Origin of the sequence: Paenibacillus eucommiae, assembly GCF_017874215.1 — a bacterium.
GTDB lineage: Bacteria > Bacillota > Bacilli > Paenibacillales > NBRC-103111 > Paenibacillus_AI > Paenibacillus_AI eucommiae.
Genome location: NZ_JAGGLB010000001.1, coordinates 548934 through 564745 on the forward strand (window position 1 = coordinate 548934; position 15812 = coordinate 564745).

The 15812-nt window shown below is 44.1% G+C and carries 11 protein-coding genes; 1 reads left to right on the plus strand and 10 read right to left on the minus strand.

Translation table 11 applies throughout. The features are described from left to right. Nucleotides 1-197: 197 nt before the first annotated feature. From J2Z66_RS01830 to J2Z66_RS01875, 10 genes are all read right to left on the minus strand, one after another. Nucleotides 198-704: an RDD family protein gene (locus tag J2Z66_RS01830; protein ID WP_209969188.1), complete on the minus strand. Its 507-nt coding sequence runs from the start codon at nucleotides 702-704 to the stop codon at nucleotides 198-200. 30 nt (nucleotides 705-734) lie between these two features. Then, on the minus strand, nucleotides 735-1247 hold the full coding sequence (locus tag J2Z66_RS01835; protein WP_209969191.1) for a DUF1003 domain-containing protein: 513 nt from the start codon (nucleotides 1245-1247) through the stop codon (nucleotides 735-737). A gap of 395 nt (nucleotides 1248-1642) precedes the next feature. Then, a complete protein-coding gene (locus J2Z66_RS01840) occupies nucleotides 1643-3643 on the minus strand; it encodes a glycosyl hydrolase family 28-related protein (protein ID WP_209969195.1) in 2001 nt (666 codons plus the stop codon). A 58-nt stretch (nucleotides 3644-3701) separates the two neighbouring features. After that, entirely contained in the window at nucleotides 3702-6818 is a 3117-nt protein-coding gene (locus tag J2Z66_RS01845; protein ID WP_209969198.1) for a cadherin-like beta sandwich domain-containing protein, read from the minus strand. Nucleotides 6819-6934: 116 nt separating this feature from the next. Then, nucleotides 6935-8638: a glycoside hydrolase family protein gene (locus tag J2Z66_RS01850; protein WP_209969201.1), complete on the minus strand. Its 1704-nt coding sequence runs from the start codon at nucleotides 8636-8638 to the stop codon at nucleotides 6935-6937. Between the two features lie 74 nt (nucleotides 8639-8712). Further along, a complete protein-coding gene (locus J2Z66_RS01855; RefSeq protein ID WP_209969204.1) occupies nucleotides 8713-10317 on the minus strand; it encodes an extracellular solute-binding protein in 1605 nt (534 codons plus the stop codon). 53 nt (nucleotides 10318-10370) lie between these two features. Then, complete coding sequence (locus J2Z66_RS01860) at nucleotides 10371-11258, minus strand: carbohydrate ABC transporter permease (protein ID WP_312894335.1); 888 nt, start codon at nucleotides 11256-11258, stop codon at nucleotides 10371-10373. Between the two features lie 23 nt (nucleotides 11259-11281). After that, entirely contained in the window at nucleotides 11282-12232 is a 951-nt protein-coding gene (locus J2Z66_RS01865; RefSeq protein WP_209969207.1) for an ABC transporter permease, read from the minus strand. Between the two features lie 211 nt (nucleotides 12233-12443). After that, on the minus strand, nucleotides 12444-14258 hold the full coding sequence (locus J2Z66_RS43305; RefSeq protein ID WP_209969209.1) for a sensor histidine kinase: 1815 nt from the start codon (nucleotides 14256-14258) through the stop codon (nucleotides 12444-12446). Further along, entirely contained in the window at nucleotides 14255-15055 is an 801-nt protein-coding gene (locus J2Z66_RS01875; RefSeq protein ID WP_209969212.1) for a response regulator transcription factor, read from the minus strand. Before J2Z66_RS01875 ends, J2Z66_RS43305 begins: the two co-directional genes overlap by 4 nt. A gap of 232 nt (nucleotides 15056-15287) precedes the next feature. Between J2Z66_RS01875 and J2Z66_RS01880 the strand changes: the two genes are divergently transcribed. Further along, the gene (locus J2Z66_RS01880) at nucleotides 15288-15452 is read left to right on the plus strand and encodes a hypothetical protein (RefSeq protein ID WP_209969214.1); all 165 of its coding nucleotides are present in this window, start codon (nucleotides 15288-15290) and stop codon (nucleotides 15450-15452) included. The last annotated feature ends 360 nt before the right edge of the window (nucleotides 15453-15812 follow it).

Sequence of the window (15812 nt, forward strand, 5' to 3'; positions counted from 1 at the left end):
GACGTTTGAGAACCCGCATAAACACTGGGTATCTAAAAGGCATTTTTCGTAAAATAGGCTTTTGTCAACAGTCCCAATAGAGTTTTTTTCTGAGGAAAGGGATAGTGGTGATAGGGAAATCTGTGCTTCCTTTCTGATTCCCTTGGTGAATGAATAATTTTCATCATTTGCCCAGAAGCCAATCAAATTATCCATCACTATCTTTTATTTAAATCCACCGGAGAAGCAACTACCAAAGATTTAGTAATAATATCGTGAAATCCTTGCTTTTTCCTTGTACATAAAACCATAATATAACCAATGTATAAAGTTGAAAGTCCTGAAATGATTTTCAAAAAATTTCTTCGTAGTGCGTGGCTAAAATTTAGTCTATTCCCCTCAATATCTGTTACCCTTAATTTAAATAAACGTTTCCCAAAAGTAGCTTGCTGTTTACGACTTTCAAAATAAGAGAAATACAACACATAAACGATACTGTAACCAACACTTGTGACCATATTGAATGGCCTTGATTCAGTAATATGATCTGGAACAGCACCAAATAATATTAGAATTCCTAGAAAAGCGACCATTATTAAAGCGATTACATAGAGAAGTAGAGTATCTACTACTTGAGCGAGCAGCCTTTTTCCAACCAATACATAAGACTGCTTTTCTATGATTTCAGCATTTCCTAAATGCGGTCCATTTTGTGTGATCTCCAAGTCCCAACCACCTAACTTTTTAGAATCCTGTCATTTCCCCTGCAGAAGCTTTTTAATCTCCGCCAGCTCTTCCTTCACTTCATTCCTAAATTCAGCGAAATCTGCCTCAAGCCTGTGCAAATGTCCCTGCATATCATCAATCTCCTGCTCTGCTTTGTAATTGATAGCAAAATCAATAATAGCTTCTTGTTTGTCTTTTGCTGACTGTCTATTCTGACTCATCATAATAATTGGAGCTTGGAATCCAGCTAGAAAGGATAAGAGCAGATTTAACAAAATAAAAGGAGGTTCATCAAAATGAATAACCTTAGTAAATGCCAACGTATTTAAGATCACCCATGCAGCCAAAAATAGGATGAAAATATTAATGAATCTCCAGCTTCCAACAAACTGCGCCACATTATCAGCTAATTTATCGGACCATTTGGTTGATTTTATATAATCTTCATCTAAATGATCATGTATATTGCTTTGGAAATGATGTACCAATTGCTGGATTCTACCTGCATAATCCTCTATGTCCTTTTTGTTTTCATTATCCATTGTTTTCACCGTTTTCTGGATTATTGGGCTGTTGGTATAAGTGAGTTAACTGTATATTTTTGGATAGTAAAATTATACCACAGAGCTTGAAAAAGAAGTAGCAAGTAAAAGCTAATGCACCATATTCAAGATCAAATTGGCAGCAATAACTATTTCTCTATTCACAACCAACTTCCCCTCCTTCAATCTGCAAAGGTAACACTTACTAGTGCCAAAAAATTTCCCGGGAAATTCAAAATGTATCATGTAGGCTTGTTTCATCGATAAAAAGCTTTATCGCTTTAACGCGAGATGATACCATCATCTTCGCAAAAATTTATCATTTGCTGAATTTATAGAAAAAACATCGCCTGAATCGGCGATGTTTTTTCAAGAGTGTTTAATTGGGCTGCATGTTATTCAGAAATATACGAAAACTCATTTTTATCGATAACTGTACCAGATGGTATATTGGCATATATGGCTGAACTTACTTTTGTCTGGATGGTGTATGCATCTCTCGCAAGTATGGCCAGGTTCATAATCTGCGCAGTTTTAATATCGAATTCCGTAAATGCTATATCCTGTGTGATGGCAGCTGTAGCAGTTCCTGATACATAGAGTTGTATGATGTTTCCCCATTTGGTAATGGAAAATGTGATGCCGCTAATCGTTTTACTGGCCTTGCGGGTTTGATGTGCCAATTCGAGCCAACTTCCACCCACATATACATAAGGGGTACCATTCTCTGTATCCAAAACGATTTTACCCTCATATATTTGTCCTGCCGATAAATCTGCTCTTTTCACTTCATGCAAGTAAGCAATACTATTGAAAACCCGACCAGAATCCGTTTTGGAGGCTATACCAAATTTCAGACTTTCGCGGTCAAAAGTAATATCTCCAACCGCTGATTTGCTATTGTGATGCTCACCGACATTAATACCGCTCATTCGTTTGGCTCCGCTTTCGGAAAAGTCGGTAACGCTGAACATTTCCGATGTAATCGGGTAGGCGCTTTCGATTTGTGATAAGGGAACATTTTCATAAACCGTTGCTACTGCGCCTCCATTGACTGTTTCCTGCATCGCAACCTTTATCACTTTATGGAATGTACCTCTGACATGATTGTTTCTCCATCTAACTATGTGTACTCTATCGTTTTGCACAAAGGCATATCTGCTGTAATGGGTCGCGATATAGCAGTTTTCGATAAGCACATTTTCAACTCTTAGATTAGAGCTATTGGACAGGGTATAAATTTCAGCTGAGTCGGATGTGGGTGGTAAATTACGGCAGTTATGTTCTAAATAGCAGCCAGTTATAGCTACATTCAGAGCATGCTGTTTATCGTATTTCGGGCCAGCATATTCAGATGTGGGACTTGTCGTTTCAATTAAAATACCATACGTGCCATTGTTCTCGATTGTACAATTTTTTATCTCAACGATTGCCCCGCTGCTGTAATAAATTCCGGCTTTCTCATTACTCATAAAGCTGCTGTCTCGAATGATAACAGCGTTTGCCTCGGGAATAAGGGTAAGACCATTACCTGCGTTGTAAATACATGCAACATTGTCGAACCAACTTGTCCATCCTTTATGTAAAAATATACCATTTTCCAGTGTCCGCATCACAAAAAGCTCTGAATACATACTCTGACACGCAAAACCGCCTATTCCATTTTTCGCCAGGTTCGCTCCATGAATCGCAAACTTGCTCATAGTTATATTTTGGAGCGGAAAATTATTTGCCTCATTTGCTGGCTTCAAGAAAAACACGTAATCAATGGCGACCCCTGCCTTCAATGTCGTCGTTGACCTGCCTGCTCCTGAGATAATGGTATTACTTTTACTAATTTGAATTGTTTTTTTTATGATATACGTTCCATCCGGAATAAATATCGCTTGAGCTTGATCTATCGCTTTTTGAATCGCATCCGCATCGTCATGTATCCCATCCCCCTTCGCTCCAAACCATCTAACGTTGAGCAGACCATCAAATGATCGTTTAAATCTGGCTCCAGATGTTGAAACAAGGACAGTTCCTATATTATCGGGTGAGGATGAGTCTGCTGCATCATAATAAAATGGCCCTTCTTGCTCGCGATCGCGAACAAAATAGACAAGGTTGGCATCAGGATTGGTGTTCGCTCTTAATTCTGCTATTGTCGTTGACACCACTAGATTCATCATCATTAAATCTTTCACTTTCGTACGACCCTCGACAGGATCAGCATAAGCTTTGGTAAGCGCTCCCCCAATAAGCCCCGTTGAGGCAAGCGCAGCCCCGGCTATTCCTAACGATGCGAGCAGCTTCCTTCTGCTGATAATACTTTTCTCTTTCCCTTGTTCCAGTTCATACTCTTGTTCATTTGCCAGGCGTTGCTCACCTGTTAGTTCCTTTTCGTCTAACATGATTCATTCCTCCTGTTATTGTGAATTGGATATAAGGCAGCTATCTCTGAATTCATGGTTAAAAGGAAACATTCATAAATCCAGCTGTCTGCAGCAGCCGTTTGATGACGACAGCAGCTTGAGCGCGAGTGGATAATTTTTGAGGGGCAAACTGATGATCCGTGATGCCTGTCATGATACCGGATTCAAGCATTTGTGCTGCAGCGACCTTTGCCCATGAGGTAATCGATGCCTTGTCTTCAAAAACGTCCAGTAAAGGATTCAGCTTCCCTGCAACAGCAATGGATTTATCAGCAAACATGAGTGCATTAGATACAATCACAGCCATCTGCTCTCTCGTAATTGTGTCGTTAGGCCGGAAGGTCCCATCCTCGAACCCGCTGACGATTTGCGCCTTCGTTGCTGCACCAACTGCACCCGCAAACCAGTCCGGTTCCCGGACATCCGTAAATATTGGGGTATCGGTCTGGATATTCGTCTGGATATCACCATGCGTTGTTACGGTGCCTCCCTCAAGCCCTAATGCGCGAATAATTAAACTCACGAACTCAGCACGAGTAATGTTACCTTCTGGAACAAAGCCTGTTTCTGTCTGCCCGTTTACAATTAACTTGGAGGCTAGCAGTTCCACATCGGTTTGCGACCAGTGACCCTGCAGATCGGCAAAAGATTTCCTTGACTCGGCAATCGTGAACAGGCTGTTTCCAGCACGAAAAATATTTACTTCCGTCAATCCATTCGTTGTTGTAAAGACAGAAGGAACAAAAGATAGTTCGCCGGTTTGCGAATCGATCCTAACTGCCGTTGCCCGCGCTGGATCAACAGCTTTTGTCATTGCTGTATCGGGCCCAGCGACAACAATACTTCTACTCACATACGTACGTCCGAAGTCAGTGAATACTTGTTTACTGCCATCCACCTCTACGGTAAAATTGAAATCGATGATGTCGCCAACAATCGTGATACCAGTTGCTCTCGCTTGCTCAACCGTCTTTTCCTTGGCAGCTCCTTCAATCGTGTCCATCGTAACGTAGATAATGGCATTCTTCAGCTTGCCGCCAAGCTGCTTCAAGAACGAGATTAAAGATGGAAAGTTTACCGGTATTGTGTAACTGGCATTGTTCGCCTTCAACTTAATTTGGGCATTGGAATTTTCACTTGCAGCCATAATAAACACTTTGGCAGGGATGCCCACGTTACGGATAGCCTCCGCTCCGGGTATTTCAAACATAATCGTTTGCGCCTCGGGTGCTTTCTCTCTCAGCATCCTAAACGCTTTCGTGAGTGAGTCAGCATGCAGCATGGCTGTGACCGATGCTTTTCCGTTCGTTCCTTCAGCTGGCGTTACAGTCACCACTGCAGCACCGCCTTCAAGCGTTACCCCAATTGGACTCTCCGTTACATCAACAAGATCTTCCTTCATGTTATTCGAAGTGCCCGTTGTGCTTGTATCTGTAGGAATGGGTGGCCTGTATTCATTTGGAGCCTCGCCCCGATTCACAGTTAAGGTATAAGTCTTGCTTGTCAAGCCATCTTCAGCAGCAGTGACAATCACTATCTGATTAGCTCCTACTTGCAGGCTTAGCGGACTAGACAAACCACCACTATACGATTGACCATTGAGGCTCATTGTAGTCGCAGGATTGTACGTAACCGCCGTCACACTAATACTCGTAATGGTATGTCCAACTTCAACAGAGTAAGTAAGCATATCTGGAGTAAACGAAGGCTGCAAATTCCCCGCACTAATGCTTAATTCACTTAAATCAGCATTCGGCTCTGTATCTCCAGCGCGATAGATGGTTACCGTATACGTCTTGCTCGACTGCTCATTTGCAGCATGTACGACAATCGGCAGCACATTCGCACCTACCTGCAAACTCACTGGGATCTCCGCATGATTCCCATATACCTCTCCCGTTACTGAAATGTTCGCAGCCGAATCATAGGTTCCCGCCGTAACAGTCACACTCGCAATCTCGTTGCTCACATGAACCGTATAGCTGTTGATGCTTGGATCAAAAGCTGGGCTGAGCGTTCCTTGATCTACCGAAAGGCTGTTCAAATCAGCATCTGTTACGGGCTCCTCCGCGATGACACTGACTTCATCGCTATTGAAGTTAGCTACATAGACTTTGTTCAGCCCCGCATTGACTGCTACTGCAATCGGATTTGTTCCCGCTGCTACCGTAGAAGTCAACAGCGTTGTTCCATCGATAACAGTCACGTTGTTGCTATCATAATTCGCCACATAAATCTTATTCGTATCCGTATTGATCGCCAGGGCATCAGGGCCTGATCCAACAGATACTGTGGAGATGCTGTGATCGCTGCCGTCAATGACTGTCACGTTGTTACTACTGTCATTAACCACATAAATCTTTCCAGTTAGTTCATTAATCTCAACTGCATTTGGGGTTATGCCAGCAGGCAGGGTCGAAGTGGTGCCACTTGCACCATCAATCACCGTAATATTGTTGCTATAGAAGTTCGCTACATATACGCTGCCTGTTAGCGGATGAACAGCCAAGGCATTCGGTCCTGCACCGGCCGGAACTGTAACCGTCGTGTTGCTCGCACCATCAATGACCGTCACATTGTCACTATCCACATTAGCAACATAGATTTTATTGCTAGCCTGGTTAACGGCCACTGCAAACGGGCTTTCCCCTGCTGATGTAGTCATTACGCCTAGTGTATCCCCGTTGATAACCGTAATATCGTTACTTCCAGCGTTAGCCACGTAAATCTTATTTGTAACCGGATTCACAGCTATGGCAAAAGGATTCGTCCCCACGGTGACGGTGGACGTGCTGTTCGTCGCACCGTCAATTACCGTGACGTTATTGCTGTCCACATTAGCGACGTAAATTTTATTCGTCGCCGGATTGACCGCTACGGCATAAGGAGTTGTTCCCACGGCAATCGTGGCCACTTCAGTGATACTGCCATAGGTGTCTTCCAATACAGTTACGCTGTCACTGCTGACATTAGCGACATAGACCCTGTTTGTCATCGGGTTTACGGCTAGTTCATGCGGTCCTCTCCCCGCAGCTACATTCGAGGACGAAGCTGCCGCACTCACTCGCGAATCCGGTATTCCGGCAGCAAGTAATATGGCGATGATCATTCCAACGAAGATTTGATGCAGCAGAGGATTTGTTCGGAATTTCATGTACCACCCATCCTTCCCACAAATAGATAACGCTTTCATTTAGGGGATTAGAGTCAATATTTTGTCCCCATTTCTCCGTTGCAGATGCTCACCTCCTTTCTCATCTATAATCATCTCTATAGTTCAGCCTTGTACATCACCAGAATTTCAAGCTTTTCAACTACAATATCATTTCCAGGGTAGTGTGGAAGCCGGTCGATAACGCTCAAACCTATCCAGTTTCTACCCACTTTGAACAATGAGGGTGTCAACGGCACGGCAACCATTAATAGGCGTTGTTCTGGATTTATTTTATAGTGACCGCTCCCTCCCGAAGCAGGCTGAGGTTGGGGAGAAAAGATCTGTGGGTCCTTCCATTCGACGTCATAGGATTCAATTTCGGTTATCACGCCATTTACAACAATATCCATTTTATCCTCAATTTTTGCTCCAAAAAGGATCAACCGCATATGTACCTTTTCTACTTTATCTAAATAACACGTTAGGTCGTCACAGACATATACCGGCAGCTCTGTGATTCGTCCGTCATTGTACAGGACCGCAGGAAGAGGGGCATCATCGTTACGATTAAAGTAGCCTTCTGACCATGGGTAACCACCCCGGCGTTCAACAACAAACATTTTGTCCTTGAATTTCATTGTCTCCAAGCTGCCTATCTCATGGTAGGCCTCCTGCTGTGAAATCGGTCCTCCCAAGTAGTTCGTCGAACCATTTTGCGCGTAAACTTCAGCTGTTGCACTAGACCAATTGAACGTGCCAACTCCATCTGCTCCCTGTTGACGCCAATTGCCGAATACCCCCCGGAAAAATTCAATAGGCGGATAGCGGTATCCATCTGTTGCATGATGATCATCATGACTTGGATACAGCTTAATATTTTTGGCCTCTGTAATTTTCCTGAATGACGCTATATCCACATTTATGGTCCTTGAGCCTAACGTAAACATATCTACAAGATTTTGCTTTGCCCATGCTTCAACATCCAATCCATCCACATGGCACCCTTCAAGATTTTCGGGTACTTTAGCAGCCAGCAGCATCGGACTGCTGCGCTTTTCGCCTATTTCCAGCAACATAGACCTGACCATGCTTACGAATTCAGTTGCATGGCCTCTGTTTTCCCACTGATGTCCAACTGGCAGACATGGAACATGTCTTGAGAAATCGAGCTGAATACCGTCTAACTGATACATGCTTGCCAGTTTCCTCAAATAATCAAGCTTGTATGCACGTAAATCTGATGAAGCCAGATTCCACAGGCCCTGCCACCACCAGCTCTTGACAACCCAGTCCGGATGGTCGGCCTTTATTCGGTTTTTTCTTTCCATACCAAGTCCCAGCCCATTAGAACCAAAGTCGACTTCAGATATACGATGATTCCAGATATTTTCCAGGCCACGTTTCTTGGATTCTTCCAAAAGAATGTTCACAACATCAATTCCCGCTTCATGCCACTTCTTTATGCCCGGATTATTTGCGCTTCCTTCCTTCGGGATAAAATAATCAATATCCCATATGAGCGTGTCAATTTGACTGCCCTTCTCATCTGTAAAATGAAAGGTGAAATGAATCAACTTATGAATATCGATGCCGAATAATTCCGTTACTTCACCCATCACATCGAATTGTACAAGAATTCTTCTGCGGCGGTTAACGGCATCCACGTGGCTTTGGGCTAATTTCAACCCTATATTTCCTTCATGCATGCAAACCATGGAATCCATATCATCCATCTTTATATCATCCATCCTCTTCTCATCCTTATCATCATCAGCTTCCTCATCCTTATCATCATCAGCTTCCTCATCAGCTAGCAGCAATGCCTTCCATGCTGCTAGCCTTTCCACTACTCAGTCAGGGGAGGGCGAACCTGTTTAAAATCATTTAAAATCAACTATTTCTTAAAGAGCTCATCGTACTTTTGCTGTGCTTCCGCCATCACTTTATCGCCGCCCATTTGCTTCCATTCCTCTACATACTTGTCGAACTCGCCAACCGGTCGTTTACCGGTCACGAAATCCACTAAATTTTTCTTCGTGAATTGATCCAGTCTGTCTTTGTATTCGGCGAATACCGGCCGTTGAATCGGAGAAAGCAGATCGTATTTGCCCTTGACCTTAGCTTCGATATCTTTGCGTGTTGTCATGTATTTGTTCTTTGTCATGTAAGGTGCCAGTAGATCGTAGTCATTAAAGCCACCCGGAACGCTGAAGAAGGAAAGCCCGAATTTAATCCGTTCTTCTTCTTTGTCATAGGGAGGTATCCACTCGATATCACCGTTGACCTTTTTGTATGTCTTGTTTTCTTCCCCATATCTTAATTTCTCGTACAGCTCAAGGTCGGCAAAATTAGTCGCTTCGATGATTTCAATGTACTTGATCATTTTATCCGGATCTTGCTCCAATTTCTTAGCGTATTGTCTGCCACTACCGACAACTGGATTTGTTTGGTTAATTCCGAATTCACCGTTTGGTCCTACAGGTCCACTTGTTATTGCCCATTTCGCATTCGGATTTTTCTCAAGCAGCTTGTCGTAGAAATCGCCTCCAGAGAAAGCTTCGGCAGGAATAAAGGCCCACCAGGAGTTCCAAGCGACACCTATCTTCTCGGAAACCACTTTATCGGTGATGTTAGTGCCTTTGTTAATGATGAATTCCGGATCAATCAGATCTTGCTTGTACCATTTGTGTAAAACCTCCAGCGCGTCCTTGGCTCCAGGCTGGACTTCACCAAGCACCACTTTTCCGGCCTTTTCGGTGAAAAGGCCGGGATACAGGCCAAAAGCACCAAAGACGGGACTGAAGAAGCCTTCCACACTATCCGCCCCACCCGTAAGGCCGTAAGTATCCTTCTTTCCATTATTGTCTGGATCCTCATTGCGGAATTTGATCATCGCAGCTTCAAGCTCATCCAGGGTTTCCGGCACCTTCGTGATCCCAACCTTATTCAGCCAATCTTCCCGCATACCGAAGACCATTCGCTTTGAACCGATTGTCCATAAAATCGGCATGGCATAGTTTTTACCATTTCTCATCGAATACCGTAACGGATCATCCCCGAGCGCCTTCTTCAGCCATTCCATATATTTTGGCGCGTGTTTCTCCAACAGCTCAGGTGGAATTTCCGCCAATACGTCCTGATCAACCAATTTATCGAAATTAATGACGTCCAATCCTTCAAAAGTATCAGGTACTTCGCCCGAAGCGATGCTGAGCTGTGTATTTTGAACGTACGTTTCCCCTTTCCGCGGCTGGACTTCAAAATCGATGTTAAAGTGCTCCCTGATCAATTTGCCAGCATAACCGTCAGTCACGACTTTTTCCGGTGTAACGGAATAGAATTGCATCATCATTTGTTTCTCTGGAGCTTTCGTTGCCGCAGCAGTCGGTGTAGTACTTACATTCGGACTACTGCTCGGATTGCTGGAGCATCCTGCAATAGCTGCAACCAGCAGCACAGTGCTTAAGCTTTGAAGAACTTTTCTTTTTTGGCTTTTCAATGTTGACACCCTCTCTTCTATTTTAAATTCAATCATATTCTATTAGGAGGGAGTTACCCTTTAATAGCACCTAACATAATCCCTTTTACAAAATGTCTCTGCACGAAGGGATACACAATCAGCATCGGAATAAGCGAGCACATAATCATGGTAGCCTGCAGCTGCCTGCCGGAAAACCGCGATTTTTCTCCCATCTGATAGAGGACTGCGTTGAGATCTTCCACATTGTTCTCGACAATGATTTTGCGCAGCACCACTTGCAGCACCTGCTTGCTTGTATCCGAAATGTAAATCATACTGTCAAACCAGGCGTTCCAATGATAGACAGCCACCCACATGGCAACAGTCGCCAGCACAGGCTTCGATAACGGAATAACAATTTTCCAAAAAATAAGGATATAACCGGCGCCATCCATTTTAGCGGATTCTTCCAGGCTCTCCGGGATCGACCGAAAAAAGTTTCTCATGATAAACACATTGAAAGCGCCAATCATTCCGGGCAGCACCAGAGCCCAAATCGTATCGTACAGACCCAAATTTTTGATCAGAAAATAATTCGGTATCAGTCCACCGTTAAACAGCATAGTGATTAAAATAAACGTGGTGAACAGCTTGTTCCAGGGCAGCCCTTCCTTGGACAACGGATAGGCTGTGAGTGAGGTGAATACAATACTTAGCGAAACACCGAGAATTGTACGCAAGATCGTATTGCCGTAACCAATCCAGAGCAGTTTGTATTGAAGGACAAGCCCATAGCTGTCCAGCGATATCTTTGAGGGGAAAAGCAGCATCCCCGTCGAATAAGCGGATACATCGTCACTGATCGAAAGTGCAACCTGATTCCAGAAAGGGTACAAAGTAATGAACATGATCAGCAGCAGCAGTAAATAAAGTAAAACGTCAAACACTTTCTCGCCAGTCCTTTTACGGATGGTACTCACCCGAATTCCTCCTCTCCCGGATTTCACCACAAGGTATGCTCCTTGCCGCCGATCCATTTGACGATGTAGTTAGTCGACACGACAAGCACCAAAGCAACGACCGACTTGAAAAGCCCTATAGCGGTTGAATAGCTGTACTCCATCTCCGTTAACCCTTTCCGGTAAGCGTAAGTGTCAATAATATCGGAAACATTGTACACATTTGGATTATACAAGTTGAAAATTTGGTCAAAACCAGCATCAAGAATATGGGACATCCGCAGGATCAGCATAATGACGATAACGGGCACCAGCATCGGAATCGTAATGTAAACGGCCCGCTGCAACCGGTTGGCCCCATCAATAATAGAAGCTTCATACAGCTGATAATCAATCCCGGCAATAGCCGCAAAATAGATGATCGAGCCCCAGCCAAAGGACTGAAAAATATCGGTTACAACCAATACACTACGGAAGTAGCGATCATCCGCCAGCATCAGAACCGGTTCGAATCCCAGCAGCTTCATTCCCCAATTTACCGGACCATCCATGGAAAAAAAACTGATTACTATACCACCAAGCACAATCCAGGAAATAAAATGCGGCAAATACGAAACCGTTTGCACGACTTTCTTGAAAGGCGCTCTTGTCACCTCATTCAGCAGCAGGGCAAATACGATAGGCGCGGGAAAGCCAAAAATAAGCTTGTACAGGCTGATAATTAGGGTATTGCGGATAACGACAAGAAAATGGGGATCGTCAAACGCTTTTGCGAAATACTTAAAGCCCGCCCAACCGCTGCCCATGATGCCTTGCGTAATTTTAAAATCCTTGAAGGCGATTACGACCCCGTACATAGGAACATAGTGAAATACAAAAAAGTAAATCAGACCAGGAATAAGCATCCACAGCAGGGCACTATATTTGTTCCGTTTCTTGCGCCGTATGGCTGATACTCCAGTCTTACCGCTAAAATGCGGCACAGTGCTCTCCATACGTTTTTTCTCCTCCTTCTCTAGATGTGTTTCGCATGATTGGACGGCTGCTGTCCGTCCTTTGTCAGGCTGTTCCATACGATTTAGTTATTGCTTTGCCTTCCTTTACTATACCAACCGGCAAACCAGCTGTAAGCATCAGATTTCTTTGAAATATATCAATTTCTTATCCTTTTCAAAATGCCGCATCAGACCCATTCTCCGTCATCCGTTAACCCTTAAACTTTGGAAAAAGCAGCTTCATACAGGTTCCCGCTCCTGGCTCCGACTCTATCGTAATGCCATACTGCTCCCCAAAAAATAAACGAATACGCTCATGGACATTTTTCAACCCATATCCATCGGAATGAGCAGACAACAGCTGTTCCATTAAGCCGGGTTCAATGCCAGGACCGTTGTCCTCGATGTCAATGGCGATGTAATCCCCATTGATCGTTCCGCGGATGGTCAGGCAGCCCCGTCCCTCGGTTTTGAGGTCTATCCCATGATCGATCGCATTCTCCACAATGGGCTGAAGCACCAAATTAATCATGTCATATTCATAAATCTGTTCGTCAATTGAGAAAACCGCATCGAAGCTATGGTCGTGCATGATCAACTGTATGTCAAGATACGAGCGAATATTGTCCATCTCATTACGGATCGATATCACATTGGAGCCCTTGTTCAGCGCCGTCCGGTAAAACCGGGATAACGAGGTCACGATGTGCCCGATGTCATCCGCTTCTATTTGAATCGCTTTCCAGTGAATAATCGACAGTGAATTGTACAGAAAATGTGGATTAATTTGTGATTGAAGCGCCTTTAGTTCTGCTTCTTTTTGGATAATTTTGTTCTGATACATCTCCTGAATCAGTTCATTGATCCGGTTCAGCATGTGTCCGAAGCGGTTCGTCAGCTCACCGATTTCATCCTTGGCCGAGCTATGGACCACCACGTGCAGGTTACCGTCTTCGACCTGGATCATTTTTTTATTCAAGTGACGAATAGGCTTGAGCATCGTATGCGAAAAAATCCATATGAGCACCAGCAAGGTGAGCAAGCAGATTAAAACTACAACCAATGTAGCCTTCATGATCGAACCGGCATCAGCAGCAATCATATTGACAGGAATATAACAATGAAGCGTCCATCCAGGAAGCGCAATGGGCTTTTGAATAACGATGTACGAAACACCTGCTATTTTAACGAGCCCGTCTTTTAGCTTGACGACCTCTTCCGGCCGCAGCGATTGATCCCGACTGGCCGCATTCGGGGAATTCGGAGCATTCGAAGCATTCGAAGCATTCGAAGCATTTGGAGTATCTGAAGCATCTGAAGCATCTGAAGCAACTCGATCGGCTGCCGCCGAATGGGCTGTATCCCGGTTGGCAAATACAATTCGCTGCTGATCATCGGAAATAACAATGCCGTATTGGTCCAGATTGCTTTTCCCGATTTCTGCCAGCACCTGATTTTGACTCAGCCTGATATACAATACGGAAATATTCTTGTTCACATATATATCCGGGAAAGCCCGCGCCGCAATTATGGCTTGTCCGGTGGAAGACCATTCTGTTTGTTTAGATTTAAGCGCCTCGTTAAACCAGGCCTCCTCCAGAACACGCTCCTTATCCTTCATATAATCCCCGAATTCAGGCATCCCCTTCGAATATACCGTCATCTGTTCAATCTCTTTATTCAGGTACAGCACCGTATTAAAGTAAGGCTCCAAAACATTGCGGATGTCCTCAGCCATAACAGTCAAATCAAGATAATGATTACTAAAAATCTTGTGAAATCCTGCATTGGACACAATCGATTTAATAATTCCGTCATACCACACCATCTTGGAATTCAAACTTTCCGCCATCGTACTGACCGTTGCCCGAAGCCCCTGCTCCGCCTGCATACGCAAAAAAAGCTTGGACTGATTAAAAGAATACAGGCCAAGTGTCATTAGCGGAATCAGAATGACAATCAAATAGGACAGCACCAGCTTTTGCCGGAACCGTAGGTTCTTAAATGCGCTCAGCCAGCGGTTCATGCTCCATCACCCTCCCGGTATTTGGCTGGCGTTGTGCCATAATAATTTCGAAAGATAGAGCAAAAATAAGAAAAATTAGGATAACCTACCTCATTGGAAATATCCACTATTTTCATATTCGTATGACGAAGCAGCTCGCACGCCTTTTCTAACCGGTAAGTGGTCATATATTTCACGATGCTCGTCCCAGTTTCTTTCTTGAACAGCCGGCTTAAATAATTGGGGGTGAGATACACTTTATCGGCCAAGGATTGAAGTCCAAGATCATCGCGATACTCCTGATGAATGAGCTTCAACACTTCTTCAATCACTTTGCGGGCAGCATAGGTGTCCAACAAGAAGTCGTCCGCTTCTTTCCTCTCTAGGCGGCTTTCTCCTGGACCAATCTCCTGCAGCTTTCCCTGCCCAAGTCTACCCACCTCTTCTTCCTCACAAAATCCTATGACTTGATTCATAGCATCTAAAAACTCTCTGACCTCCACTGGTTTAAGAATATAATGGGCAATATGCAGAGGAATCGCGCGTTTCGCATAATCGAATTCACCGTAAGCGCTTAAAATAATAATCTTGATCGAACGGTTGCTCTCCCTTACGCTCGCAGCCAGCTGCAGCCCATCCATAAACGGCATTTTAATATCTGTGAGGAGAATATCTACCTTTCTGCTTTGCAGGATCGAGAGCGCTTTCTTCCCGTTTTCGGCTTCCTCCACATTTAAGGGCAGCCCATGCTTTTTGATCAAAAATTTGATGCCTTCCCGTTCGATTTTCTCATCATCAACAACCAAAATGTTATACATCTTTGTCAGACCTCCCCTAACCCTTCATTCGTAAAAATCGCTGAACCAACGGTCTTATGTCCAAATTATTCCTAAGATAACCAGAAAAGTCAATCGTTTTATATAGGACATCCGAAATCAATCAAAACTTGCCTCTCAGCAGCTTGGAATTTCCCCCTCCTTAGTAGGCCCAAGCCCCGTTGTGGTGTCCTTTGAGGAGCGTACTTGTGACGTTGGCCCGTGGAGGAAGGGAATGGCTACAATCGCACGAATCACACGAACACCAAGCTCAAACGGACAACCAGCAAGGGTTTTTCTCTTGATTCAATGTGATTTCCTAGCGGGCGCAGACGCTGGCAGTGAAGAGCGCACGCAGCTGAGAAGGATTTGCTACTTTAACGATGTTTTTCATCGTTAAAAGCACCAGCTCTCTCCTCATCCTTACTTTAACGATGATAAACATCGTTAAAATCCCTTTTAATACCCCAAGTGAGGTCATCCCCCTCTTTTAACGATGAAAAACATCATTAACGTGACGGATTGACCTCGAACACTAACTTTAACGATGAAAAACATCGTTAAGTGAAAGTATAAACCTGGTGCGGGATTGGCCGATCGCTCTTCCCCATTAAGCACCCCTTATCGATATTTCATCACTATAAAGTATTAAAGCAATTTGAATTGTTAATGAGAATAGAGAGCAGCCCCTCCTTAAATCGGAATTCCGACCTTAGGAGGGGCTGCTCTCTATTCTTAATACTGCTCATACCGCCAGCAA